The sequence below is a fragment of the Aurantimonas manganoxydans SI85-9A1 genome (assembly GCF_000153465.1).
Taxonomy (GTDB): Bacteria; Pseudomonadota; Alphaproteobacteria; order Rhizobiales; family Rhizobiaceae; genus Aurantimonas; species Aurantimonas manganoxydans.
Genome location: NZ_CH672387.1, coordinates 3278454 through 3303753 on the forward strand (window position 1 = coordinate 3278454; position 25300 = coordinate 3303753).

25 protein-coding genes are annotated in these 25300 nt (G+C 66.8%); 7 read left to right on the plus strand and 18 right to left on the minus strand.

The features are described 5' to 3' along the window. Nucleotide 1 precedes the first annotated feature (1 nt). The 6 genes from SI859A1_RS15460 to SI859A1_RS15485 form a co-directional block, all read right to left on the minus strand. Entirely contained in the window at nt 2-970 is a 969-nt protein-coding gene (locus SI859A1_RS15460; protein ID WP_009210647.1) for an L-threonylcarbamoyladenylate synthase, read from the minus strand. A 194-nt stretch (nt 971-1164) separates the two neighbouring features. After that, entirely contained in the window at nt 1165-2691 is a 1527-nt protein-coding gene (locus tag SI859A1_RS20460; protein WP_009210648.1) for a glycoside hydrolase family 25 protein, read from the minus strand. Nucleotides 2692-3090: 399 nt separating this feature from the next. Then, nucleotides 3091-5265 carry a glycine--tRNA ligase subunit beta gene (gene glyS, locus SI859A1_RS15470; RefSeq protein ID WP_009210649.1) on the minus strand — a complete coding sequence of 725 codons (2175 nt, stop codon included), beginning with the start codon at nt 5263-5265 and terminating at the stop codon, nt 3091-3093. Nucleotides 5266-5478: 213 nt separating this feature from the next. Continuing rightward, on the minus strand, nt 5479-5922 hold the full coding sequence (locus SI859A1_RS15475) for an endonuclease domain-containing protein (protein ID WP_081451415.1): 444 nt from the start codon (nt 5920-5922) through the stop codon (nt 5479-5481). A gap of 34 nt (nt 5923-5956) precedes the next feature. Beyond that, nucleotides 5957-6853, minus strand: a complete 897-nt coding sequence (gene ypfJ / locus SI859A1_RS15480; RefSeq protein WP_009210650.1) for a KPN_02809 family neutral zinc metallopeptidase — start codon at nt 6851-6853, stop codon at nt 5957-5959. Nucleotides 6854-6968: 115 nt separating this feature from the next. Beyond that, the gene (locus SI859A1_RS15485; RefSeq protein ID WP_009210651.1) at nt 6969-7919 is read right to left on the minus strand and encodes a glycine--tRNA ligase subunit alpha; all 951 of its coding nucleotides are present in this window, start codon (nt 7917-7919) and stop codon (nt 6969-6971) included. Between the two features lie 251 nt (nt 7920-8170). Between SI859A1_RS15485 and SI859A1_RS15490 the strand changes: the two genes are divergently transcribed. Next, the gene (locus SI859A1_RS15490) at nt 8171-9970 is read left to right on the plus strand and encodes an ATP-dependent nuclease (RefSeq protein WP_040326640.1); all 1800 of its coding nucleotides are present in this window, start codon (nt 8171-8173) and stop codon (nt 9968-9970) included. A 142-nt stretch (nt 9971-10112) separates the two neighbouring features. On the opposite strand, the gene SI859A1_RS15495 is transcribed toward SI859A1_RS15490, so the two are convergent. The 5 genes from SI859A1_RS15495 to SI859A1_RS15515 all read right to left on the minus strand — a co-directional run bounded on the left by SI859A1_RS15495 (nt 10113) and on the right by SI859A1_RS15515 (nt 13812). Then, nucleotides 10113-11282 (minus strand): zinc-dependent alcohol dehydrogenase, encoded by a 1170-nt coding sequence (locus SI859A1_RS15495; protein WP_009210653.1) that lies wholly within the window; start codon nt 11280-11282, stop codon nt 10113-10115. 228 nt (nt 11283-11510) lie between these two features. After that, nucleotides 11511-11705 carry a hypothetical protein gene (locus SI859A1_RS15500; RefSeq protein WP_081451416.1) on the minus strand — a complete coding sequence of 65 codons (195 nt, stop codon included), beginning with the start codon at nt 11703-11705 and terminating at the stop codon, nt 11511-11513. Between the two features lie 131 nt (nt 11706-11836). Continuing rightward, complete coding sequence (locus SI859A1_RS15505) at nt 11837-12712, minus strand: S49 family peptidase (protein ID WP_009210654.1); 876 nt, start codon at nt 12710-12712, stop codon at nt 11837-11839. Nucleotides 12713-12800: 88 nt separating this feature from the next. After that, nucleotides 12801-13562, minus strand: a complete 762-nt coding sequence (locus tag SI859A1_RS15510) for an SAM-dependent methyltransferase (RefSeq protein ID WP_040325890.1) — start codon at nt 13560-13562, stop codon at nt 12801-12803. A gap of 31 nt (nt 13563-13593) precedes the next feature. After that, nucleotides 13594-13812: a putative signal transducing protein gene (locus SI859A1_RS15515; protein WP_024349950.1), complete on the minus strand. Its 219-nt coding sequence runs from the start codon at nt 13810-13812 to the stop codon at nt 13594-13596. Nucleotides 13813-14106: 294 nt separating this feature from the next. On the opposite strand from SI859A1_RS15515, the gene SI859A1_RS15520 reads away from it, so the two are divergent. The 4 genes from SI859A1_RS15520 to moaB all read left to right on the plus strand — a co-directional run bounded on the left by SI859A1_RS15520 (nt 14107) and on the right by moaB (nt 18574). Continuing rightward, complete coding sequence (locus SI859A1_RS15520; protein WP_081451485.1) at nt 14107-15066, plus strand: polyprenyl synthetase family protein; 960 nt, start codon at nt 14107-14109, stop codon at nt 15064-15066. 207 nt (nt 15067-15273) lie between these two features. Further along, the gene (locus SI859A1_RS15525) at nt 15274-17091 is read left to right on the plus strand and encodes a tetratricopeptide repeat protein (RefSeq protein ID WP_148233865.1); all 1818 of its coding nucleotides are present in this window, start codon (nt 15274-15276) and stop codon (nt 17089-17091) included. A gap of 17 nt (nt 17092-17108) precedes the next feature. After that, nucleotides 17109-18032 (plus strand): 4-(cytidine 5'-diphospho)-2-C-methyl-D-erythritol kinase, encoded by a 924-nt coding sequence (locus SI859A1_RS15530; protein ID WP_009210658.1) that lies wholly within the window; start codon nt 17109-17111, stop codon nt 18030-18032. Next, nucleotides 18029-18574: a molybdenum cofactor biosynthesis protein B gene (gene moaB, locus SI859A1_RS15535; protein ID WP_009210659.1), complete on the plus strand. Its 546-nt coding sequence runs from the start codon at nt 18029-18031 to the stop codon at nt 18572-18574. Before SI859A1_RS15530 ends, moaB begins: the two co-directional genes overlap by 4 nt. A gap of 9 nt (nt 18575-18583) precedes the next feature. Here moaB and SI859A1_RS15540 read toward each other — a convergent pair whose 3' ends face one another. Then, the gene (locus SI859A1_RS15540; RefSeq protein ID WP_009210660.1) at nt 18584-19120 is read right to left on the minus strand and encodes a glycosyltransferase family protein; all 537 of its coding nucleotides are present in this window, start codon (nt 19118-19120) and stop codon (nt 18584-18586) included. A 125-nt stretch (nt 19121-19245) separates the two neighbouring features. Between SI859A1_RS15540 and SI859A1_RS15545 the strand changes: the two genes are divergently transcribed. Together SI859A1_RS15545 and SI859A1_RS15550 are read left to right on the plus strand one after the other, a co-directional pair. Then, nucleotides 19246-20403: a PA0069 family radical SAM protein gene (locus SI859A1_RS15545; RefSeq protein WP_009210661.1), complete on the plus strand. Its 1158-nt coding sequence runs from the start codon at nt 19246-19248 to the stop codon at nt 20401-20403. Nucleotides 20404-20499: 96 nt separating this feature from the next. Next, nucleotides 20500-21207: a ribonuclease HII gene (locus tag SI859A1_RS15550; protein ID WP_148233866.1), complete on the plus strand. Its 708-nt coding sequence runs from the start codon at nt 20500-20502 to the stop codon at nt 21205-21207. A gap of 122 nt (nt 21208-21329) precedes the next feature. Here the strand turns inward: SI859A1_RS15550 and SI859A1_RS15555 are convergent, their stop codons facing one another. The 6 genes from SI859A1_RS15555 to SI859A1_RS15580 form a co-directional block, all read right to left on the minus strand. Next, on the minus strand, nt 21330-21809 hold the full coding sequence (locus SI859A1_RS15555; RefSeq protein ID WP_009210663.1) for a F0F1 ATP synthase subunit B: 480 nt from the start codon (nt 21807-21809) through the stop codon (nt 21330-21332). Between the two features lie 10 nt (nt 21810-21819). Further along, nucleotides 21820-22422 (minus strand): F0F1 ATP synthase subunit B, encoded by a 603-nt coding sequence (locus SI859A1_RS15560; protein ID WP_009210664.1) that lies wholly within the window; start codon nt 22420-22422, stop codon nt 21820-21822. A gap of 74 nt (nt 22423-22496) precedes the next feature. After that, complete coding sequence (locus tag SI859A1_RS15565; protein WP_024349941.1) at nt 22497-22724, minus strand: F0F1 ATP synthase subunit C; 228 nt, start codon at nt 22722-22724, stop codon at nt 22497-22499. An 81-nt stretch (nt 22725-22805) separates the two neighbouring features. Continuing rightward, nucleotides 22806-23570, minus strand: coding sequence for a F0F1 ATP synthase subunit A (locus SI859A1_RS15570; RefSeq protein WP_009210665.1), 765 nt, complete (start codon nt 23568-23570; stop codon nt 22806-22808). 133 nt (nt 23571-23703) lie between these two features. Next, nucleotides 23704-24096, minus strand: coding sequence for an AtpZ/AtpI family protein (locus tag SI859A1_RS22175; RefSeq protein WP_009210666.1), 393 nt, complete (start codon nt 24094-24096; stop codon nt 23704-23706). 42 nt (nt 24097-24138) lie between these two features. Further along, nucleotides 24139-25188, minus strand: coding sequence for a TerC/Alx family metal homeostasis membrane protein (locus tag SI859A1_RS15580; RefSeq protein ID WP_244401029.1), 1050 nt, complete (start codon nt 25186-25188; stop codon nt 24139-24141). Nucleotides 25189-25300 lie beyond the last annotated feature (112 nt).

A 25300-nucleotide genomic window follows, 5' to 3' on the forward strand; every position in this document is an offset into this window, starting at 1 on the left:
GTCAGCCGCGCGGCGCGGCGGCCCGGCGCAGGCGGTCGTTGATCGCCTCGCCGAGACCCGATTGCGGGATCGGCGCCACGGCAATGGCGGTGATCTCCGGCGCATCGAAACCCGCCAGCGCCGCAAAGAGCCCGGCCGCCGCCTCGCGCAGATCGCCGGAGGGGCTGAGATTGACGATCGCCGCCGCCCGGTCCTGCCCGGCGACCGGCGCGGGTCCGAAGGCGATGAGATATTCGCCCGGCGCCACGTCGGTCGCGTCGAGCCGCACCCGGCCGGACGGCGCGTAATGCGACGTCAGCTGGCCCGGCGCGTTGATCGCCGCATCGCCGGCCGGATCGACCACCGGCAGGCCGGTCGCCCGCGCCAGTTCCGCCCGGCCGACGCCCCCGGCCCGCAGCAGGACCAGCCGATCGGCCTCGGGCAGGACGATGGTCGATTCGACCCCGACCTCGCAGGGCCCGCCGTCGAGGATCAGCGGCAGACGTCCGCCGAGGCCGCGCAGCACCTGGCCCGCATTGGTCGGGCTGACCCGGCCGGACGGATTGGCGCTGGGTGCGGCGAGCGGCCGTCCGAGTGCGGCGGCCAGCCGTCCGGCAATGCCCTGCGGCGCCCGGATGGCAACGGTGGCAAGGCCGGCCGTTGCCAGCGGATGCACGGGCGAGCCCTCTTTCAGCGGCAGGACCATGGTCAGCGGCCCCGGCCAGAAGGCTTCTGCGAGCATCGCGGCGACCGGGCCGATCTCGGCCAGCGTCGCGGCCATGGCGAGGTCCGGCACATGGCAGATCAGCGGGTTGAAGCGCGGCCGGCCCTTGGCCTCGAAGATCCGCGCGACGGCGGCGCCGTCGGTCGCGTCGGCGGCAAGGCCGTAGACGGTCTCGGTCGGAATGCCCACGAGTTCGCCCGCCGCCAGCAGCGCGACGGCACGGCGCGCCGCATCGGGCGCATCGGCGGAGAGGAGTTCGGTCTTCACGGTCAGGACCGATTGCAGAAGCGGAGCGGAAAGGAAAGAGCCGCAGGCGCGATCAGGCGGCACCGATGCAGTGCGAATGGCCGGGTGTTACGCGGTGCCACTCCGTCACTCGCGCTGGCAGGCCGCGCGTCGGACAGCGATTCCGGCACTGGCCGGTCGTCGCTTCTGTCCGGGGCGGCTGCCCGAAGCCGGTCTCAGCGTGTGGCGGCGAATGCGCTCAGGATGCGGCGCTCGGGGCGCTCCAGGCCGGCATAACGCTGGGTTTGCGGCACGACGCGGCTGCCGCGCTCGGAGGCGTCGGGGCCAAGCTGCGAGAGAACCCGCGCCGGCATCGGCAGGGCGTTGGCCCGCTGGGCGGCCGCCGCCGATTCGACAATGGCGAGGAAGCGCGAGCGCTGCTTCGGATCGAGCCCGGCGCGGCGATCGGCGTTCGGCATCTCGTCGAGCTGCGGCGCGGACACCCCTTCCGGGCGCGTGGCCGCTTCGGCGCGGCCGATGAACAGGCGGTCGATCTCGTTCGCTGCATAGGCGATCGCGCCCTTCAGCGTCTCGACATGGTCGCCCAGTTGCTCGACCGCCGCCGTATCGAGAACGGCACCGGCCAGCGCAGCGCCCGGCTCGGCGACCACGCGCTTGGGACCGTCCTGCTCCTTGCGGGCGACCTCGGTCAGGATCTTCAGCGGATCGAGCGTGGCATGGACCTCGCTTGGCCCGTAGGCGGCCGCCAGGGTCCCTGCCACCGGCGCGGACGGGGCACCCTTGGCCTTCGCGACTTCGGTGCGCGGCTTGGCGGCCTTGGCGATCTCGGCCTTGGTGCCTTCGTCGAGCGAGGCCACCAGCATCGCCGGATCGGTCTCCTGCGGCGCCTTCGGCTTGTCGATCAGTTCGGCGAAGGGCCAGGCCGCCTTCAGGCCGGCGACGTCGAGCGACGAGACATTGACGTCGATGTCGGTCTTGGCGCCCTTCACCCGGTAGGGGCAGCTGCGGCTGTTGCAATTGTGCATGGAGGAGAACTGCCACAGGGCGTAGCTCGGCCAGGTCTCTTCCGGGAACTTGCCGGTGATGTCCTCGCGGTAGCGGGCGTACCAGAGCGGCAGGCGTGACAGCAGCGGATATTCCGCCTTGTTCTGGGAGATGTAACGCGCCGTCGAACCGTTGGTGTAGAGGACGGGATAGCGGCCGGTGCGGATCTTGATCTGGTCGGCGAAGATCTCGGCGTCCGACAGGCTCATCCACTCGTCGTTGTTGTCCTCGATGTCGAGGGCGATCAGATCATCCTCGGCCGGCTCGGCGAAGTCGACGAAATGGTCCGCCTGCTCGCGCGGATTGCCCGGACGGCCGAGATGGTAGGCGCCCCACAGGAGCCCCTTCATCTTCGCCATCTCGCGGCGGGTCATGTAGAGTTCCTTGGTAACGGAGTACTTCCACCACCGGTTCTTGCAGAGCTTGTAATCGTCGCCGCTGGCCTTGCCGCAGCTCCATTCGGGCGGCAGACCGTCGGAGGCCTTGTTGATGAAGCCGGCGATCCGGTCATCGGAGGCGAGTTCCGTCCAGTTGATGGGATTGAACTCGTAGGCGTCGATGACGAGAGCGTTGTCCTTGGATTTCCAAGGCGCATTCCATTCTGCCTGTGCAGCGGTCGCGCTGACCAGCATGACGCCGGCAGCAAGAGTACAGGCGAATTTCAGGGCAGCCGCAAAGGCGGCGCTCGTCTTCGTCATTCGGTGGTTTCCCCTCGAAGTCTCTTGCAGTCGGATGGGCCGGGAGGCGATCCCCTGAGCATTCGCTCCAATCCGCCAATCGGCTCTGTCAGACCCTTCTCATCGAATTCTGGCAGGTTCCGGGCATTCCGATCACGAAATGTTACAACCTGCGGCGCGCTGTCCGAATTGCTGCGGGAATGCAAGCAATTTGCCACAAGTCTTCATGTTATCGAAGCTTATGTTTACCCGAGGGTTAACGGCGCGGCTGCGCCGGGCCTGGCGGGCCTGAAAACTGCTGCTCTCTCGCCCAATGCCGACCTGCGCAAGGCGCAACGCAAAAACGGCGCCCGCGTGAAGATGCGGACGCCGTCTGGTGTCGTGTCAGGCCTTGAGAGCCGCCTCCGGCGGCGAAGTCGGTCAGCCGGAGATGCGCGAAAAATCCGCGACGCGACGCGTTGCCGCACGGATGCGGTCGAGCAGCGCCAGACGGTTGGCCCGCACCGCCTCGTCCTCGGCATTGACCAGCACTGTCTCGAAGAAGGCGTCGACGGGAATGCGCAATTCGGCCAGCGCCGTCATGGCATGGGCGTAGTTCTCGACCGCCAGGGCCGCGTCGAGTTCGATCTCGGCCCTGTCGATGGCGCCGGCCAGCACCTTTTCCTCGTGCTCGCTGAGGAGATCGAGCGACACGGCGTCGGCGACGCGGGTGCCCTTCTTCTCCTCGGCGGCAAGGATGTTGGCGGCGCGGCGGGTGCCGGCGAGAAGGTTCTGCCCGTCCTCGGTGTCGAGGAAGGCGCCGAGCGCGGTCACGCGGCGGGTGACGTCGAGGAGGTCGTCGCCGCGATCGCCGCCCGATCCGCCGGACAGCACCGCGTCGACCAGATCGTGGCGGGCGCCGGATTCGCGCAGCTGCACCTTCAGCCGGTCATGGAAGAAGGCGAGGAGATCGCTCGCCGGCATGAAGCCGCCGAGCGCCATGACCAGTTCGTTGTCCAGCACCAGCCGGATCACGCCCAGCGCGGCACGGCGCAGCGCATAGGGGTCCTTCGAGCCTGTCGGCTTCTCGTCGATCGCCCAGAAGCCGACCAGCATGTCCAGCTTGTCGGCCAGCGCCACGCAAATCGCCACTGGATCGGTCGGCACGGAATCCGTCGGGCCGAGCGGCTTGTAATGCTCTTCGAGCGCCGCCTGCACCGACGGGTGCTCGCCCTGCAGCGCCGCGTAATAGCGGCCCATCAGCCCCTGCAGCTCGGGAAACTCGCCCACCGCCTCGGTGGTCAGATCCGCCTTGGCGAGCACGGCCGCGCGCGTCACCAGGGGCTTCAACTCGTCCGCCGACACTGAAGCGCCGCCGAGCGTCGCGCCGTCCGGATAGACGGTGGCGGCGATCTCCCGCGCCAGCGCCGCGATGCGGCCGACGCGTTCGCCCTGGGTGCCGAGCCTGGCGTGGAAGGTGACGCCCAGCGCGTCGAGCTTGGCCATGCGCTGATCGAGCGGCTTGGCCAGATCGAGCCTGAACTTTTCGGCCGCGGGGGCCAGCGCGTCGCGGCCGGGAAGATCGGCCTGGTCGGTCTGCCAGAAATACAGCGCGTCGGAGAGGCGCGCGCGGACGACCTTGCCGTTGCCGCGGGCGATCTCGGCGCCGCCGTCGCTGGCGGCGATGTTGGAGACCAGCACGAACTGGTTCGACAGCGTGCCGTCGCCGCCCTGCCGGCGGGTGACGAAGCACTTCTGGTTGACCTTGATGGTCAGCTGGATGACCTCGGGCGGGATCTGCAGGAAGGTTTCCTCGAACTCGCCCATCAGCGTCACCGGCCACTCGACCAGGCCGGAGACCTCTTCGAGCAGCGCCTCGTCGGGCACCACTTCCAGCCCGCGGGCAAAGGCCAAATTCTCGGCGTCGTGGCGGATCATGTCCTTGCGCCGCTCGGCATCCAGAACCACGAAGGCCTTCTCCAGCCCGGCGACATAGTCGTCGAAGCGGCGGACGCGGAACTCCTCGGCCGCATGGAAGCGATGGCCGCGCGTGACATTGCCGGCCCGGATGCCGTCGACCTCGAAATCGACGACGACGGGCTCCTCGGTCTCGGGGCCGAAGGTGCACAGGATCGACTGCAACGGACGCACCCAGCGCAGGCTGCCGGGCTCGCGCGAGGCCGGGCCCCAGCGCATGGATTTCGGCCAGGGGAAGCCGCGGACGATGCCGGGCATGACCTCGGCGATGATCTCTTCCGCCGGCCGGCCGGGCTTGCGGATGGTGGCGACGTAGAAATCGCCCTTCTTGGGATCGGACTGGATCGTCGCCTCGTCAATCGAGGCGAGGCCGGCGCCGCGCAGGAAGCCCTGGATGGCCTTTTCCGGCGCGTCGGTGCGCGGGCCCTTGCGCTCATCGACGACGTCCCTGGAGCGGGCGTCGACGCCGCGCACGTCCAGCGTCAGTCGCCGCGGCGTCCAGTATTCGCGGCAGCCCTCATAGGTCAGCCCCGCCTCGACCAGCGCGTCGGTGACGAGTTTCCTGAGATCGCCCGCCGCCTTGCGCTGCATGCGCGCGGGGATTTCCTCGGAGCGAAGTTCGAGCAGAAGGTCGGGCATGGGCTCGGCTTATCCTCGCCCTCCCCTCGATGGGGAGGGTCGGCGCGTGTGCGCCGGGGTGGGGTGGCAGGAACGACCGGTCCCCATCTGCCGCCTGCGCGGCCCCCGCAAGAGGAGGCTGGGGGCAAGATCATCGATCGTCCCACGTTCGGCGTCGCTCTTCGACCACGGCTCGGATCGTGTCAAGGATGGCAATGCGCGCGCTCACCCCTGTCAGGAGCTGCCGGGCTTCGGCCGCGGACGCGGCTTGCCGACACGCGCCGGTCTGGGCGGCTCCTCGCCGGGAGGCAGCAGCCGCCGCGCCGCCACCTCAGCGCGTATGCCGTCGAGCACCGCCGCGGCATCGGCCCGCACGGCGCTGTTGGCAAAGCGCAGCACCAGATAGCCGCGGTCCGCCAGCCAATCGTCGCGCACGGCGTCCTTCTCCGCCTGTTCGGGACGGTCATGCTGGGCGCCGTCCACCTCGATGACCAGGCGCAGGCGATGGGAGACGAAGTCGGCCAGATACGGCCCGATCACCACCTGCCGATGAAAGTGCGCTCCCTCCACCGGGATCAGGCGAATGCCGCGCCAGAGGCTCTCCTCCAGCGCGGTGGTCTGCGAAGCGATGGCGCGGCGTGCGCGATGCGCCTTCGCCTCAAGCCGCGTCATCGCCATGGCGGCGAGCCGTCAGTTGCGAACGCGGCCGTCCTCAGATCGCGCCGTCCATCGTGTCGCAGGCGCCGAAATCGCCGCTCTCGAAGCCGCGACGGAACCAGGTCTGGCGCTGTTCGGACGTGCCGTGGGTGAAGCTGTCCGGCACCACCGTGCCCTGGCCGCGCTTCTGCAGCGTGTCGTCGCCGATCTGTTCGGCGGCGTTCAGCGCCTCTTCGATGTCGCCATCCTCGATGTATCCGGCCTGGCGGGTATCGTGCCCCCAGACGCCGGCATAGCAGTCGGCCTGCAACTCCACCCGCACCGACATGGCATTGGCCTCGGCCTCGCTCATGTTCTGGCGAGCCTGGTTGAAGCGCGGCAGCACGCCGGTGATGTTCTGGATGTGGTGGCCGACCTCGTGGGCGATCACATAGGCCTGGGCGAAGTCGCCCGGCGCGTTCAGCTGGTTGCGCAGCTGGTCGAAGAAGCTCAGGTCGATATAGAGCTTGCGGTCCGACGGGCAGTAGAACGGGCCGCTGGCCGAGCCGGCAATGCCGCAGGCCGATTGGACCCGGTTCTCGAACAGGACGAGCGTCGGCGCCGGATAGGTCTCGCCGGCCGCCTGGAAGCGCTGGGTCCAGACATCCTCGGTGTCGGCCAGAACCGTGGCGACGAAATCGTCGGTCTCGTCCGCCGTGCCGGCAACGCCTGGACCGGACCGGTTGGTCTGGACGCTACCGCCTCCCCCGCCGCCGCCGGCCATGCCGAGCAGCTGCATCGGGTTGATGCCGAAGCCCAGCCAAAGGACCAGCGCGACGATGATGATGCCGATGGTGCCGCCACCGCCGGCCCGCACCGGCAGGCGCATGCCACCGCCGCGTCCGCCGAAGCCGCCGCCCGAGCCGCGCCTGTCCTCGATATTGCTGGATTGCCTGCGTCCGCGCCACTGCATGCGATCGACCTCTCATTCGGCGACAATCTCCTGATCGGAGACGCCGGCCCCTGTCACTTGTCAGCGATATAACGGCCGAAACCGGAATTGGTACGTCGCGACAGAGTTTCGCCGATCAGGCAGCCGCGATCGCCGCAGCCGCTCCACCCGCTTCGGTCATGAGGAACGCCTCGCCGCAGGCCTTGGCGAGGGTGCGCACCCGCAGGATGTAGCTCTGGCGCTCGGTGACCGAGATCACGCCGCGCGCGTCGAGCAGGTTGAAGACGTGGGAGGCCTTGATGCACTGGTCGTAGGCCGGCAGCACGCAGCGATGCAGCGGGCTCGCCCCGTCCGGCGCACCGGCGGCGAGCACCGCCAGGCATTCGGCCTCGGCGTCCTCGAAATGCTTCAAGAGGACAGCGGTGTTGGCGATCTCGAAATTGTAGCGGGAATATTCCTGCTCGGCCTGCAGGAAGACGTCGCCATAGGTGACCTTCTCGTCGCCCTCGCGGCCGTTGAAGTTGAGGTCGTAGACGTTGTCGACGTTCTGGACGTACATCGCCAGCCGCTCGAGCCCGTAGGTCAGTTCGCCGGCCACCGGGGCGCATTCGATGCCGCAGACCTGCTGGAAGTAGGTGAACTGCGACACTTCCATGCCGTCGCACCAGCATTCCCAGCCAAGGCCCCAGGCGCCCAGCGTCGGGCTCTCCCAGTCGTCCTCGACGAAGCGGATGTCGTGCAGGCCGGTGTCGATGCCGATCGCCTGCAGCGAGCCGAGATAGAGCTCCTGCAGGTTCGACGGGTTCGGCTTCAGGATCACCTGATACTGGTAATAATGCTGCAGCCGGTTGGGGTTCTCGCCATAGCGGCCGTCCTTGGGCCGGCGCGAGGGCTGCACATAGGCCGCGTTCCAGGGCTTCGGCCCGAGCGCGCGCAGGGTCGTCGCCGGATGGAAGGTGCCGGCCCCGACCTCCATGTCGTAGGGCTGCAGCACCACGCAGCCGTAATCGGCCCAGTAGCGGTGCAGCGTCAGGATCAGCGCCTGGAAGGAACGGCGCGGGTCCATGTGGGGAGGCAGGTCAGACATTTCAGAATAGTCCGGCTAGGCCGACGGATCGGCGGCGTGCGAAATGGGCTTGGACGCGAGTTGCCACGGCGGCAAGAGGACGGTCAAGGCTGGCTTGAAGGAGCGGCGGCTAACTGCGTGCCGTTCCTAAATGGCGTCCTAATCACGTGGTCCGTCTCGCCCCGCGATGGAACTGTGTACAAAGCGAACAAACTACCGATGGTATGTGGCCGGCACTGGCTTTGACGCTTACCGGAGTGCTAGCTAGCGAGATGCTTGAGCTTGATCACTTCGTCGGTGTTGATTTCTATCGTTTCAAAGCGCTGAAGAGCTTCAGGCTCGACTTGCGCCATTTCAACATCCTCGTTGGCCCCAACAACGCAGGTAAGTCCACCGTGCTGGCTGCCTTCAGGATGCTAGCGCATGGAATGCGCCGCGCCGAGAGTCGAAAGGCTGAACTGGTGCACGGCCCCAACGGCATGACAAAGGGTCATGGCATTGATTTAACGCAGATATCTGTCGCAGAAGAGAACCTGTTTTATGATTACAACGATGAAGAGCCTGCTTGGGTGCGTTTTAGGCTCGGGTCGGGAAATAGTTTAACACTCTACTTCCCCGAGCATGGTGTCTGCCGGCTCATACCCGACGCCCAAGGGCGCTCCTATGCCTCACCTGCGTCATTTAAGAATCAGTTCCGTTGCCCCATAGGCTTTGTCCCGATCCTAGGTCCTGTGGAGCAGTTTGAGGAACTCAATGAAAGAGAGACGGCGAGGCGCGCACTCTACAATTATAGAGCAGCCCGCAACTTCCGCAATACATGGTACCACTACCCAGATGGGTTCAGTGAGCTTCGCGCGCTTATATTGAGAACGTGGCCAGGGATGGATGTTGCTGTACCTGAGGTGAACCACTCGCATGCCAAACCTAGGCTCGAAATGTGGTGTCCTGAAGCGCGGCACCCGCGCGAGATCGCATGGGCAGGCTTTGGATTTCAGGTGTGGTGCCAGATGCTCACCCATGTTGTGCGATGGCGAACCGCTTCAATATTTCTCATAGATGAGCCCGACATATACCTGCATTCGGATTTGCAGCGACAGCTATTGGCAATTTTGAAGGAGCTGGGCCCCGACATCGTACTTGCGACCCACTCGACCGAAATAGTAACCGAGGCTGACACCGAGGATATTGTTCTGATTGATAAGCGTCGACTACGGTCTCGCAGATTACGACAACCCGATCAGCTCGGGAATGTATTTAAACTGTTAGGGTCTAGTGTTAACCCAGTTCTTACCCAAATCGCGAAGACGCGACGTGTGCTGTTTGTGGAAGGTGACGACTTCAAACTCATCGCGCGCATCGCCAGAAAACTAAACTATTCACGCGTCGCGAATAGAAGCGACTTCGCTGTAGTAAAAATCGAAGGATTTAATCCTGATCGTATAAAAATACTAAAGCAAGGCATGGAGGAGACGCTAGGGGTCAATGTCGAGGCAGCGGTGATACTCGACAGTGATTTCCGATCCGATGAGGAGTGCCACTACATCGCCACCGAATGCAGGAAGCATTGCCAGTTTGCCGTCGTTCATACTCGCAAAGAGATCGAAAACTTCTTGCTCGTGCCTGCCGCAATTGACCGCGCGGCGGCTGCCAAACTGGCGTCCAGAAGCCGGAGAGGCGACCAAGCCGTTGAAGCCGTGCCAATTGCTGAGACCGCGCTTGAACAATACGCCAAGGAGAAGAGGCACTATGTAGTGGCTCAACGACTTGCCGCTGCCAAAAAATTTGATCGTGAGTCACGCCTCAGAACTTACGAAGAAAAAATTAACGAGCGCGAGTTGAGGAAAATAGATCAAACCTGGGAAGCCCTTGATGGTAGGCTCTCACTTATTGGAGGAAAGGAAGCTTTCTCATTCGTGACGAAAGAAATACAAGAGCGCCTCGGGGTCTCGATAACTCCGGCATCAGTCATAGATGCGATGCGGATCGAAGAAGTACCTGACGAGATGATGAGTCTTGTTAGCAAGATCGCAGAATTCTCTGATAAAACACCCTCAAAAGATATCGAAAATTGAATTTCCTTACTCCTTGCGCACGACGATGCCGAATCCCCCGAGACTTCATAATCGACGGCGAAGCCGACAAGATTTCGCGTAACAGATAGATAGAAGAAACGGGCGAGCCATCCCGCAAGGACGGCCCGCCCGCCGATCCGCCTTACGGCGTCAGCACCACCTTGGTGCAGTTGTCGGTCTTGTCGCGGAAGGTCTTGTAGAGCTCCGGACCGTCCTCCAGCGTGCCGCGATGCGAGATGAAGGAGGTGGTGTCGAACTGGCCCTGCTGGATGCGCCCGAGCAGGTCGTCGGCCCATTTGTTGACGTGGGTCTGGCCCATCTTGAAGCTCAGCGACTTGTTCATCGCCGCGCCGAAGGGGATCTTGTCGACGAGGCCGCCATAGACGCCCGGCACCGAGATCGTGCCGCCCGGACGGCAGACATAGATCATCTCGCGCAGGACGTGCGGGCGATCGGTCTCGGCCATGATCGCCTGCTTGGCGCGGTCGAACAGATGCTCGGCCTCGTAGCCCGAATGGGCCTCCATGCCGACGCAGTCGATGCAGCATTCCGGGCCCTTGCCCTGGGTCAGGTCGTTCAGCCGCTCGACGGTGCTCTCTTCCTGGAAATTGATGGTGATGGCACCCATCCGCGCGGCGATCGCCAGCCGCTCGGGCACTTCGTCGATCACCACCACCTGCTTGGCGCCCTGGATGATGGCGCTCTGCAGGGCGAAGAGACCGACCGGACCGGCGCCCCAGATCGCCACCGTGTCGGTGGGCTGGATGTCGCAGTTCTTGGCGCCCTGCCAGCCGGTCGGCAGGATGTCGCCCAAGAACAGGACTTCCTCGTCGCTGAGGCCTTCGGGCACCTTGACCGGGCCGAAATCGGCGAAGGGCACGCGGACATATTCCGCCTGGCCGCCGGAATAGCCGCCGGTCAGATGCGAATAGCCGAACAGGCCGGCGGTGGTGTGGCCGAACATCTTGGCGGCCGTCTCGGCATTGCGGTTGGACCGCTCGCAGACGGAGAAATTGCCGCGCCGGCACTGGTCGCATTCGCCGCAGACGATGGTGAAGGGCACGACGACCCGGTCGCCGACCGCCAGCTTCCTGTTGTCCTTGCCGACCTCGACCACCTCGCCCATGAATTCATGACCGACGATGTCGCCGGATTCCATGCCCGGCATGAAGCCGTCGTAGAAATGCAGGTCGGAGCCGCAGATGGCGCAGGCCGACATCTTGATGATGGCGTCGCGGCCATGCTCGATTTCGGGATCGGGCACCGTCTCGCAGCGCATGTCGTGCTTGCCGTGCCAGGTGATGGCTTTCATGGCGGAACTCCGGGATCATCGCGTTCGTGGGATGACCGGGTAAGTCCCCCATGCGACGCCGAGTTCCGAGGCCGGCGGGCTGCGAATAGGCAGCCACCTACGCAACCTTCGGGCTGCGCGGGGTCGGCTAACCGGGGCGGGACGGGACAGGCAGGGACGCGTCAACGCGTACCGCAGCGCCGGACGGTGCCACGACGAGGCTGACCAGGACCCGCGTTGGTGCGGATTTCAGTCCTTCTTGATGCGGTAGACGCCGTCGGGGCCACGCACCAGCGTGCCCTGCGCGCCCGTGCGGCTCTCGGCCTCCGAGCGACGATTGTTCTCCGACACCTGTTCGGCATCGCGCTTCATCTGCTTGTAGCCGAACAGCGCGGCGGCCCCCACGAGACCCAGAAGTAGTAGCTGCGGCATGTAGGCGATCATCGCTCCGTTCCCCGACAATTATGCGCCGTGGCCACGACCTTGGCAACCAAAAGCGGCAGGATCACAGCGGCCCGCCTTCACATTCACGGCGAGGCGGCCGTGATCGTCGGGACGCGCCGCCCGGTGCCTGTTCACAGGCCGAAACGGGCCCAGAGCGCCCGCTCCTCGGCGACGCCCATCGCCTCGCGGGCAAAGCCCGCACCGATCGCGGCCATCCCGTCGCCTGCCGCCATGCCGGCGTGAACGCCCGGCTGCGGGCGCCCGAACAGGGTGCGCTTGGCCTGCACCAGTTCCAGCTTCACCTTCTTGCCGAAGCGGGCGCGCAGCGTGCCGCGCAGATCGCCCAGCCGGTCGACGAGGCCGAGTTCGAGGCCGCGCAGGCCGGACCAGAACAGGCCGGTGAAGAGGTCGTCGTGATCGGCGAGCTTGGCGCCGCGGCTGTCCTTGACGAGGTCGATGAAGGTCTTGTGCACCTCCAGTTGCAGCGACTTCAGATGCTCGACATCCTCCGGCCGCTCGGGCTGGAACGGGTCGAGGGTCGCCTTGTTGCTGCCGGCGGTGTGGACGCGGCGCTCGATGCCCAGCTTGGCGATCGCCTCGACGAAGCCGAAGGAGCCGGAGACGACGCCGATCGAGCCGACGATGGAGGACGGATCGGCGATGATCTCGTCGCCGGCGCAGGCGATCATGTAGCCGCCGGACGCCGCCACATCCTCGACGAAGACCAGCACCTGCTTGTCCTTCTCCTCGGCAAGATCGCGGATGCGCTGGTAGATCAGCCGCGACTGGACGGGCGATCCGCCGGGCGAATTGATGACAATCGCCACCGCCGGCGCCTTCTTGTGGGCGAAGGCCTTGGCCAGGAGCGGTGCGGCCGAGGCCAAGGACAGGGACGGCCGCAGCGCGGTGCCTCCCGAGGAGATCATGCCGCTGAGCCGCACCACGGGAATGACCGTGTGATCCGGGCGCAGGCGGGCGGGAACGAGTTTGGTCAGACGGTTCGCCAAGAGGATGGGCCTTTGTCGCAGAACAGGATGCCCTTCATGTAAGCGTCCCGCACCGCTTCGCAACGCGGGCGTGCAGCGTCAGCCGCGACTAGAGGCCAAGATCGGCGGTCCCCTCCGCCACCGCCGTCGCGAACTCGGTCAGCGTGCCGTCCGGCCGATGCAGGATGCGCGCCGGCAGGAGGCTCAGCGGCGCCCGCGATCCCTTGCGGCCGAGCACCAGCAGCCGCGGCGCCGGCGCCTCGGCGCGCGCATGGATCGCCAGCAGCCGCAGCGCCCCGATCCGTCCGTCGCAGGCCGCCAGCAGCGTCGGCAGCGCGTCGGTGCGCACGATGGTGGCGAAGCGGCCGCCGTGGCAGAGCAGCGCGGCACAGGCGCGCACCCAGCGGGCGAGGAAATCGCCGTCCGCCGCGCTCATCGCCGCGGCGCGCAGCGGATCGGGCGAGATCCGGTGGTCGTGCGGATGGTAGGGCGGATTGGTCAGGACATGGCCGAAGGTGCCGTCGCCGAGCCCCGCCGCCGCGCGCGCCGTGCCGCCGGCCAGGATGTCGGCCTCGACGAGCCGCAGGCGCCCGGCCAGTTCGGAATTGGCCGGCAACTCCAGTCCGCGCCGGGCGAGATCGGCCATGACCGGGCTGTTTTCCACCAGCGTGACGTCGATGGCGGCGTTGCGGCAGGCCGCGGCCAGCCCGACGGCCCCGGCCCCCGCGCCGATGTCGGCCAAGCGCCCCGTCGCGGTCGCCGGCAGGGTCGCGGCCAGCAGCAGCGCGTCGAGGCCGGAGCGATAGCCGCGGCCCTGCGGCTGCAGCAGGGCGAAGCGGCCGCCATAGAAGCGGTCGCAGCGGGTCGCCATGTCGGCCCCGCAGGACGCAGGTGATTCCGGCTCAGGAGAGTTCATGACCGAGGTCGGCATCCTTGAGGATGCGGCGGGCCTGATCCATGCGATCGGTGTCCACCAGCACGCGGCGCGGCAGCACGCCGATCGATCCATCGAGGATACTCATATGGACATCTGCGAGGAAATGCGGAATGTCCGCATCCTTCAGCAGTGCATCGACGAAGGACAGCAGCACCGCATCGTTGGACCGCATGAGTTCCTGCATGAATGGCTCCGCGAATCTTGACGACCGAAGCCGACGAACGGGACGGCCGATGACGACCGCAACGCCCCTTAACTGCCTGAAGAGCGCCGGCCATAGCAAGCGCTCGAGCCGCGAAGCCGCCGCGCCGCAGGCGACGCACCGTCGCGCGGCCTTTATAACCGCGATCGGGACGCCATCTGTGCCCTCGACAAGCCGCCTCGCCCGTGCGAGCGCAGCGACGCAAACCCACGGAGTAGCATTGTGAGCCTGGCCAGCCCCGTCGAGCGGACCGACAGCCGCGCCTCGATCGAGCCGATGATCGCGGTCACGGCGCCGGACATGGCTCGCGTCAACGACCTGATCCTCGCCATGGCCGGATCGAACGTCGAGCTGATCCCGGAAATCGCCGAGCATCTGATCTCGTCGGGCGGCAAGCGGCTGCGACCGATGCTGACCATCGCATCCGCCCTGGCCCACGACTATCGCGGCGACGCCCATGTGAAGCTCGCCGCCAGCGTCGAGTTCATGCACACGGCGACGCTGCTGCACGACGACGTGGTCGACGAGAGCGACCTGCGGCGCGGCAAGAAGACGGCGCGCACCATCTGGGGCAACCAGGCCAGCGTGCTGGTCGGCGACTTCCTGCTTGGCCAGGCGTTCAAGACCATGGTGGAGGTCGGCTCGCTGACCGCCCTCGACATCCTGTCCACCGCCTCCTCGGTCATCGCCGAGGGCGAGGTCTGGCAGCTGTCGGCCGCCAAGCACATGACCACCAGCGAGGCGGACTATCTCGCGGTGATCGACGCCAAGACGGCGGCGCTGTTCGCGGCGGCCGCCGAAGTCGGCCCGGTCATCGCCGGCGCCGGCGAGGCCGAACGCACCGCCATGCGCGATTACGGCCGCAGCCTTGGCCTTGCCTTCCAGCTCGTCGACGACGTCCTCGACTATGGCGGCACCGCCGCCGCGCTCGGCAAGAACACCGGAGACGATTTCCGCGAAGGCAAGATCACCCTGCCCGTCATCCTCGCCTATCAGGCCGGCGACGACACCGAGAAGGCGTTCTGGCGCGAGGCGATGGAGGGCGGCCGCAACGACGACAAGGCGCTGGCCCGCGCCACCGCGCTGATCCACCAGCACGGCGCGCTCGAGGAGACCGTCCAGCGCGCGCGCCAATATGGCGAGGCCGCCTACGCCGCCGCCAGCGGCCTGCCGCAGAGCCCGAGCCGCGACGCGATGCTGGGCGTCGTGGAATTCTGCATCGACCGGGTGAGCTGACCCATCGTCGCGAGGGCCGAGCCTTCCGCCTCGGGTCGCATTCCCGCCAATCTCTGCGTCCAGAACGGGCGGGACTTGCATTGGCCTTTGGCTTGGCTTCACCTCGGCGAATCGGCCAGACAGGTGACCGGCATCACATTCGACCACGAAACGCGGCGTTCGATCGTCTGCGGGCGTGCCCCGGGAAGAGGATTTCACGTGCACAGAATGCGGCTTCTGAGACTTCTCACCGTCACGCTCATGGCGGGTGCCACCGCGGCGCCGGCCTTCGCCGCAGCGGATACGGCAGCGAGCGAACCGGCCCCGATCACCGCCCAGTCCCTGTCCGGCGCCTATCTGGCCGCCAAATCCGCCCAGATCGGCGGCGACATGGCGACGGCCAGCGATCTCTTCGTCCAGGCCCTGTCGATGGACCCGACCTCGCAGCTGCTCCAGCAGGACGCGATGTTCGCCTTCCTCGCCGATGGCCGCTTCAAGGAAGCCGTCGATATCGCATCGAAGCTGCGCGACGTGCCCGAGGCCGGCAAGGTCGCGCGGATCGCGCTGGGCGTCGATGCCCTGTCGAAGGGCGCCTTCGACGCCGCGATCGCCGAATTCGACGTGGTCGATCCCAGTGACCTCGACGCGCTGCTGCTCGGCGAGTTGATGGCCTGGGCCGATGTCGGTGCCGGCCGCGTCGACGAGGCGCTGCTGCGCATCGACAATCTGCAGGGCGCGCCGTGGTTTTCGGTCTTCAACGCCTATCAGAAGGGCCTGATCGCGGTCGTGGCCGGGCGCACGGATGTCGCCCGCCGCGCGCTGCACCTCGTCGTGGACGACCAGAACAATGCCCGCACCTCGCCCGACGCCTATCTCGGCGCCGCCGAGGCGCTGGCGCGCCTGGAAGTGCGCGACGGCAAGACGGACGCCGCACTGGCAGCGCTCCAGACCGGCCTCGACCTCGTGCCGACCTACGACCCAGTGCTGCATCTGAAGGCCCGCATCGAGAAGGGCGAGACCATCGAGCCCGCCGTGGCCAGTGTGCAGGAGGGCGCGGCCGAAACGCTGTACATCCTCGGCCAGGCGATCAATCGCGGCGACGGCCAGCAGGTCGCGCTCCTGTATTTCCAGATGGCGCGGGCGCTGGCGCCGCGGAACCCGTCGCTGCTCACCGCGCTCGGCGGCATTGCCGAACGCTCGGAGCGGCTGGAACAGGCGATCGCCTTCTACCGCGAGATCCCCGAAAACTCCGCCTATCGCCGCACGGCAGAGCTGCAGATCGGTCTCGACCTCTGGTATTCCGAGCAGAAGGAGGAGGCCAAGGCGCATCTGGAGCGTGCCGTGCGCAGCTATCCGGAGGACCCGAAGGCCCACACCGCGCTCGCCGACGTGCTCGCCGCCGACAAGGATTACGCGCCGGCCGCCAAGGCGCTCGACAAGGCGATCGAACTGACCGAGGCGACCGGCGAGGCGAGTTGGAACCTCTATTACCAGCGCGGCATCGCCTTCGAGCGGACCGACCAGTGGGACAAGGCGGAAAAGGATTTCCGCAAGGCGCTGGAACTGTCGCCCGACCAGCCGCAGGTGCTGAACTATCTCGGCTATTCCTGGGTCGACAAGAACGAGAACCTCCAGGAAGGTCTCGACATGATCCGTAAGGCGGTCGAGCTGCGGCCGAATGACGGCTACATCATCGATTCCCTCGGCTGGGCCTATTACCGTCTCGGCCGCTACGAGGAGGCCGTCGAGCAACTCGAGCGGGCCGTCCTGATCACGCCGATGGACCCGACCATCAACGACCATCTCGGCGACGCCTACTGGCATGTCGGCCGCAACCGCGAGGCCCGCTTCCAGTGGGAGCGCGCCCTGATCGGCCAGCCCGAGCCGGAAGAAGACGTCAAGGCAACGATCCGCGACAAGATCGAGGACGGCCTGACCCCGGCCAACGAGCGGGCCGAGGCCGAGGATGGCGACGACAGCCGCAAGGCCGCGGCCGCCGTGGCTCCGGCACCGGCGGGCGACGCGCCCGCCACCAAGGTCGAGTGAGCGACAGCCCGGCGGACATGACGTTGACGCTGGCGGAGCCGCTGCGTCTGACCGCGCCGGCCAAGGTCAATCTCGCCCTGCATGTCGTCGGGCGGCGCCCTGACGGCTATCATCGCCTGGAAAGCCTGATCGCCTTTGCCGGCGATGCCTGCGACGTCCTGACGGTCGCGGCAGCGCCCGAGGGCGCCGACCGCCTGGTCATGGCCGGGCCGTTCGGAGCAAGCCTGCCGACCGACGCGGACAATATTCTTCACCGCACCATCGCCGTCGCCCGTCAGGTGCTGGCCCATGCCGGCCTGCGGCTCCCGCCCCTCACCCTCACGCTGGACAAGCGCCTGCCCGTCGCCGCCGGGATCGGCGGCGGCTCGGCCGATGCGGCAGCGCTCCTGCGGATGATCGGCGACGCGGTGCCCGCCGTCCGCGATGCCCTGCTCGCCAGGGCGACCACGCTCGGGGCGGACGTTCCCATGTGCATTGCGGGCCGTGCCGCGCGCGTCTCCGGCATCGGCGAGAAGATCAAGCCCCTCGCGAACCTGCCGGCCCTGCACATGCTGCTGGTCAATCCCGGCGTGCCGGTCTCGACACCCGCGGTCTTCGCCGCGCTGGAACAGCGTGACAACGCGCCGTTGCCGCCGGTCCCGGCGCAGGGTTTCCGCACCGCCGCCGAACTGGTCGCCTGGCTTGATGGCACCCGCAACGATCTCGCCGCACCGGCGGAGCGGCTGGCACCGCAGATCGTCGCCGTCCGCGACGCGCTGGCCGGCGACGGCGCGCTGATCGCCCGCATGTCGGGCTCGGGCGCGACCGTCTACGGGCTGTTCGAAGACGACGCCCGGCTGGCCCGCGCCCGCAGCCGGATCGCCGCATCCCATCCCGAATGGTGGCTCTCCGGTGCCCGGCACCCCGCCACCCCCGCAGACCTGACATTGGAGGCCCCATGAGCGACGAACGCTCCTTCATCGCGCTGTCCATCGCGATCCTCACCGTCTCCGACACCCGAAGCCTCGACGAGGACCGCTCAGGCTCGCTGCTGGTGGAACGGCTGACCGAGGCCGGACACCGGGTCGCGGACCGGCAGATCGTCACCGACGACGTGCCGGCGATCCAAGAGGTCGTCCAGGGCTGGTGCAAGCGCGACGACGTCGATGTGGTGATCACCACCGGTGGCACCGGCTTCACCGGCCGCGACGTGACCCCCGAGGCGCTGGAGCCGCTGTTCGAAAAGCGCATGGACGGCTTCTCGGCGGTCTTCCACCGCATCTCCTACGACAAGATCGGCGTCTCGACGATCCAGTCGCGGGCGACCGGCGGCGTCATCGACGCCACCTTCGTCTTCGCCCTGCCCGGCTCGCCTGGCGCCTGCCGCGATGCCTGGGATCATATTCTCAAGGCGCAGCTCGACTATCGCCACAAGCCCTGCAATTTCGTCGAGATCATGCCACGTCTGGACGAGCATCTGCGTCGCGGCGGCCGGACCGCCTGAGCCGCACGGTCAGCTCGCGGGCCGGCCCCGTACCGCAGGGCGGATGAAGGCCCGCATCCGGGTCACCGCGACGCCCTTGGCGACCTCCTCGAGGCTGAAGGCGAGCTTCGACAGGCCGATCGCCTGGCGCTTCTGCACCAGGAACCCTTCGGCCATCGCCGTGCGGATCTGGCGCAGCCGGGCAAAGAAGCCGGGCTGGTCGTTCGGCGCCCGGCGGAAGCGCGCCGCGGGCGTCTTCGCCCGTCCCGCGCCCACCATGTCGGCATGCTCGACCACGGCCTCCATCCAGCCGGGCAGAAGCCGCGCGCCTGGTTCCAAGAGCAGCAGCCAGTCGCCGCGCGCCGTCTCGATGGCGTCGCGGAAATCCTCCGCCGCGACGATCCGGCACCCGGCATGGTCGGAAACCTTGCGGGCATTGTCCCCCATGCCGCGATCGACCAGCACGACCTCGCGCACCAGCCCCTCGACGGCGCCGGGTATCAGTGGCGCGAGGGTCGCCGCCAGCCAGTGATCCTCGGGTCCACAGTCGATGAAAACGCTCAGCATCCCTTTCGTCTAGCCGAGCCCATCGGCGCTGACCAGATCGGAACGTTTTTGTTCTTGTCTTGTTCTCTTAACAGGTTTAGGACATCAGTCACAGAACGTAGCCGGAACACGGGGAGAGCAACGTCATGCAGGACATCGCCAAGGCCGATCGCGCCGCCTTCTCCGCGCCGGACGGCGTCGACATCGCCAACCACATCATCGGCGAGGCCGGGCTGCGCATCGGCTTCGAGCGGCGGCGTGGCCGCGGCGCCGGGCTCAATCCCAGCGGGCGCTTCGAGCCGTTCAAGCGGCAGGCCGTCGACGATGGCTGGAACACGCTGGACGAGCTGCCCGCCTTCAAGACCGACGTGCAGGTCGAAAAGCCAAAGACCATCATCAGCCGCAACACCTCGCCGGACATCTCCTTCGACCGCTCGATCAATCCGTATCGCGGCTGCGAGCATGGCTGCGTCTACTGCTTCGCCCGTCCGTCCCACGCTTATATGGGGCTGTCCGCCGGCCTCGATTTCGAATCCAAGCTCTTCGCCAAGCCGAACGCCGCCGAGCTCCTGGAACGCGAATTGTCCAAGCCCGGCTATCAGGTGAAGTCGATTGCGATCGGCACCAATACCGATCCCTACCAGCCGATCGAAAAGAGCTGGCGGGTGATGCGCGAGATCCTCGAGGTGCTGGAGGCGGCCAACCATCCGGTCGGCATCGTCACCAAGTCGGCGCTGGTCCTGCGCGACATCGACATCCTGTCGCGCATGGCGGCCAAGGGGCTGGCCAAGGTGGCGCTGTCGGTGACCACCCTCGACCGGACGCTGGCGCGGGCGATGGAGCCGCGTGCCGCAACCCCGACCAGGCGGCTGGAGGCGGTCAAGGCGCTCAGCGAGGCCGGCGTGCCGACCATGGTGATGACCGCGCCGATCATTCCAGGCCTTACCGATTCGGAGATCGAGCGGCTCCTTGAAGCGGCGCAGACCGCCGGTGCGAGGGAGGTCGGCTACGTCCTCCTGCGCATGCCGCTGGAAGTCTCGCCGCTGTTCAAGGACTGGCTGCTGCGCCACTACCCGAACCGCTACCGGCATGTCCTGTCGCTGCTGCGCTCGATGCGCGACGGCAAGGATTACGACGCCGAATGGGGCAAGCGGATGCGCGGCACCGGGCCCTATGCCTTCCAGATCCGCCGGCGCTTCGAGATGGCGGCGCGCCGGCTCGGCCTGAACGAGAGCCGCACGCAGTTGCGCTGCGACCTGTTCACACCGCCGCGTGGCGCAGGCGTCCAGCTCGCCCTGCTCTGACGCGGAGGGCACCCCATCGTCCGGCCTCCCCCCTCGGCCGGATGGTCTCGCCGGTTTGCCACCCCGAACACGGCGAGGCTTGTGGAGAATCGGAGAATGCGCGAGTCTCGCCGCAACATGGCTCGCCGTTCCTCCGATTCTCCCGTTCGCGCAAAGAAACCCGCGCGCCGCCCCGCCGTCGCGGCCGGGCCCGACTTCTCGCGCGAGGCCGGGCTTCTGGCCGACGGCAAGCGCTTCGTCGCCGGCATCGACGAGGCCGGACGCGGGCCGCTGGCCGGGCCGGTGGTCACCGCCGCGGTGATCTTTCCCACCCGCGACTTTCCCGACGGGCTGAACGATTCCAAGAAGCTGACCGCCGAGGACCGCGAACGACTGTTCGCCGAGATCGTCGCCAAGGGCTGGGTCGGGATCGCCTCGGCCAGCGCCGACGAGATCGACCGCTTCAACATCCGCGGCGCGACGCTCATCGCCATGCGGCGGGCGCTGCACGCCTTGCCGCAAGCCCCCTGCCATGTCCTCGTCGACGGGCGCGACGTGCCGCCGGCGCTGCGCTGCGCCGGCACGGCCGTCATCTCCGGCGACGCCCTCAGCCTCAGCATCGCCGCCGCCTCGATCGTGGCCAAGGTGACGCGCGACCGGATCATGGCGCGGGCCTGCCGGGCCTATGAGGGCTACGGCTTTTCCCGCCATATGGGCTACGGCACGCCCGAGCATCTCGGCGCCATCGCAAGGCTCGGCCCGACGCCGATCCACCGGATGAGCTTCAGCCCGCTGCGGCGCGACCTGCTCGACGCCGCCGAATAGGCTGGACGCTCGGCGCGCTGCACTCAGCCTTCCGATGACCGCACAACGAAAAAGGGCCGCCGATGGCAGCCCTTTGAACGTTCCGTCGCGATACTGGCCCCGGATCGGGACCGCGGCCTCGCTCAGTTGAGCCGGCTGCGAACCTCGGCGATGGAGGATTCGGTGAACTGACCGGCATTGCCGCCCGAATTGCGGTCGGAGATGATCTTGGCAGCGGCGGCCACCGCCACGTCGATCGCCGTCGCGCGAACTTCGGCGATGGCGTCGGTCTCGGCCTGCGAGATCTTCGTCTCGGCCATGGCCGTGCGACGCTCGACATATTCCTCGTTCTTGCGGCGCGTATCGGCGAGCATCAGCTCCGCCTCGCGCTTGGCGGCGGCGACGATCTCCTTCGCCTCCTCCTCGGCCTCTTGGCGGCGGCGCTGATACTCGGCCAGCTGCTGCTTGGCCTCTTCCTTCAGCTCGCGCGCTTCCTCGATCTCGTTGCGGATCCGGTCGGCCCGCTGATCGAGCGTGGAACCGACCTTCGCCGGCGCCTTCAGATACCAGACGATGGCCAGGAAGATGATGAGGGCGGCAAACGCCCAGAATGAGTTGTCCATGGTCGGCTCCTCAGCTGCGAACGGCGGTCACGGCGCTGGCGACCTCCTCGCGGGAGACCTCCAGGCGAATGACGTCGCGCAGAATGGCGTCGGCGGTGGTCTCGGCGATCTGGCCGACATCCTTCATCGCCTCGTCGCGGACGGCGGCGATGCGCAGCTGCGCGGCTTCCAGCTTCTCGTCGAGCTCGGCGTCGAGGCGCTGGCGCTCGGCCTCGGCGTCGCTGCGCGCCGCTTCACGGGCGTCGTGGCCGATCTTGTGGGCGCGGTCGCGGGCCTCGGCGAGCTCCTGCTCGTAGGCTGCCTTGGCCTCGTCCGAATCGGACTTCATCCGCTCGGCGGCTTCCAGATCGAGGGCGATCCGGTCGCGACGGTTCTCGAGCGTTCCGGCGATCCGCGGCAGGATCACCTTCTTCAGAACCAGATAGAAGATTCCGAAGGTGATCGCGAGCCACAGGATCTGCGACGGGAAATATTCGGCATTGAAAGGCGGGAAGCCGCCATGCTCGCCTTCTACATGGATCGTTTCGCCATGCATCTCGGCGGTGTCGCTCGCAGGCGGCAGTTCCACGGCATCGAGCGAATCGGCCTGTGCGTAGGCTTGGGTGACGAACATCGAGGGCTCCCGGCATAGGGGACCGGCGACAGAAGCTGCCGCCGGCCGGTCTTCTTACCTGCGCTGGACGCCGATTAGACGGCGAAGAGCAGCAGCAGGGCGATGAGCAGCGAGAAGATGCCCAGGGCTTCCGTGACGGCGAAGCCGAAGATCAGGCGGCCGAACTGGCCGTCGGCAGCCGACGGGTTGCGCAGTGCGCCGGCGAGGTAGTTCGCGAACATGTTGCCCAGACCGAGGGCGGTCATGCCCATACCGAAACAGGCGAGGCCGGCACCGATGAACTTTGCTGCTTCCGCTTCCATGTCGAAACTCCTTTTGAAACTGTTCGATTGCGGGTGGTTGCGGCGGCTTCCACGCCGCCCCGTTGTATCCTGGAACTTGTCTTAGTGGCCTGGATGGATCGCGTCGTTGAGATACATGCAGGTCAGAACCGCAAAGACGTAGGCCTGCAGTGCGGCGACCAGGAATTCGAGTGCCGTCAGCGCGACGGTCATGAGCAGCGGAAGGATCGCACCGGCAATCCCGAGCGCGCCGAAGGCGCTCAGCGACACCACGAAGCCGGCGAAGACCTTCAGCGTGATGTGCCCCGCCAGCATGTTGGCGAAGAGACGAACCGAGAGCGACACCGGTCGCGACAGGAACGAAACCACCTCGATCACCACGACGAGCGGCAGCACGGCGGCCGGCACGCCCTCGGGCACGAAGAGTTTGAAGAAGTGCAGGCCGTGCTTCATCAGGCCGTAGACCACCACGACGCCCATCACCAGGAGGGCCAGCGCGAAGGTCACGATCAGATGGCTGGTCACCGTGAAGAAATACGGGATCATGCCGAGCAGGTTGGCGACCAGGATGAACATGAACAGCGAGAAGACGAACGGGAAGAAGCGCATGCCGCCGGAGCCCGCCGCGTCGCGCAGCATGTTGGCGACAAACTCGTAGGAGAGCTCGCTCACCGACTGCATGCGGTTCGGCACAAGGCCGCGCCCGCGGGTCGAATAGTACAGGAAGGCGGTCGCCACAGCGACCGTCACCACCATGAACAGGGCGGAGTTCGTGAACGAGAAGTCCAACCCGCCGATCTCGATCGGAACAATGTTGGAAATCTGGAACTGGTGGATTGGATCTGTCGGGTTCGTCGCCAAACTCACTGGTCCTTCGTCATCTCGTGGCAGGCCCTGGCGCGGGCCGTCCTGCCCATAGCGTCCCGGACTGCGCTTCGCAACACCCCGTTGTCAGATTGCCCCCTGCAAACGCACGCGGAACGGGCACGAAGGCGCCGGTTCAGGCCGGGCCGCGGCCATGGGGCGGCGTTGTGCCCGAAACGCCACGGATGACATTGAGCACGCCGGCGGCGAATCCGATCATCAGGAAGACGATCAGGCCGAAGGGCGTCGTGCCGGCCAGCTGGTCGATCAGATAGCCGATGCCGACGCCCACGAGGATACCCGCGACGAACTCGCTGGCGATCTTGAGTCCCTGGGCGACACCCTGCATGCCGCTGCTGCGGTCGGCCGGCTCGTCGCGCAGCTGCGGCATGCGCTGGCGCTGCTCGGCAAGACGCCGGGCCAGCGCCGCGCTGCGGGCATCGAGATCGGCCGCGCCGGGACCGGCTGCGACCGCAGGCCGCGCCGCGGCGGTCGGCTCGCCGGCCTCGCCGTGTTTCGGATCATCCATCGGACGCCGTTCCCCTGTTCGAGCCGCGGCGGACGGGCAAGCTCAATTCTCCTCGCCCGGCCGGTTGGCCGCGCGGTTGGCGACCATGCCCGAGCGTATCAGGCTGGCCACGGTCGTGACCACGAGAATCCCGACGATGACCGCCAGCGAGAAGCCGGTCGAGATATGCGGCAGGCCCTCGATGGGCTGGCCGTCATTGATGAAGCCCAGCGTATTGGCCTCCATGGCATGAATGATCAGCTTGACGCCGATGAAGCCCAGGACGAGCGCCAGGCCGAAACCGAGATAGACCAGCCGGTCGAGCAGTCCGCCCAGCAGGAAATAGAGCTGCAGCAGCCCCAGCAACGCGAAGGCGTTGGCCGTGAAGACGATGTAGGGCGCGTCGGTCAGGCCGTAGATCGCCGGGATCGAATCGAGGGCGAAAAGCAGGTCGGTCATACCGAGGGCGACGATCACCACGAACATCGGGGTGAAATAGCGCAGGCCGTCGCGGCGAATCGTCAGCGCGCCGTCGGCGAATTCGGTGGTGGTCCGCACATTGCGCTGGAACCACTTCACCACCGCGTTGGGCTCGTATTCCTCGTCGGTGCTGTGGCTGTGGGAGAAGCTCTCCACCGCCAGCTTGTACGCCGTCCACAAGAGGAAGGCGCCGAACAGGTAGAACACCCAGGAGAAGCGCTCGATCGCGGCCGCGCCCACGGCGATGAAGATGCCGCGCATGATCAGCGCCAGCACGATGCCGATCAGCAGCGCCTTCTGCTGGTGAACCCGCGGAACCGCGAAGCTCTTCATGATGATGACGAAGACGAAGAGATTGTCGACCGACAGGCTCTTCTCGGTGATGAAGCCGGCGAAGAACTCCACCCCGTGGGTCTTGTCCCAGAAATACCAGACGCCGAAGCCGAAGAGGATCGCGAGCGCGATGTAGAAGATCGACCAGCCCCCTGCTTCCTTGAAGCTCGGCTCGTGCGGCTTGCGCACATGGGTCATGAAATCGAAGATGAACAGGCCGGCGATGCCGCCGATCGTCGCCACCCAGATCCAGAGCGGCATTTCCTCGGCCACCATGCCGCCTATCGCAGTCGATTCCACCAAAATTTTCCCATCCGGGCGTCGGGTGTCCCGGTCTCGAATTGTCTTTCGCCAACGTCGTCCGCCGGCGTGGGCAAGCTGCCGGTGGCTTGCGGCGGGCGGCAGACATGCG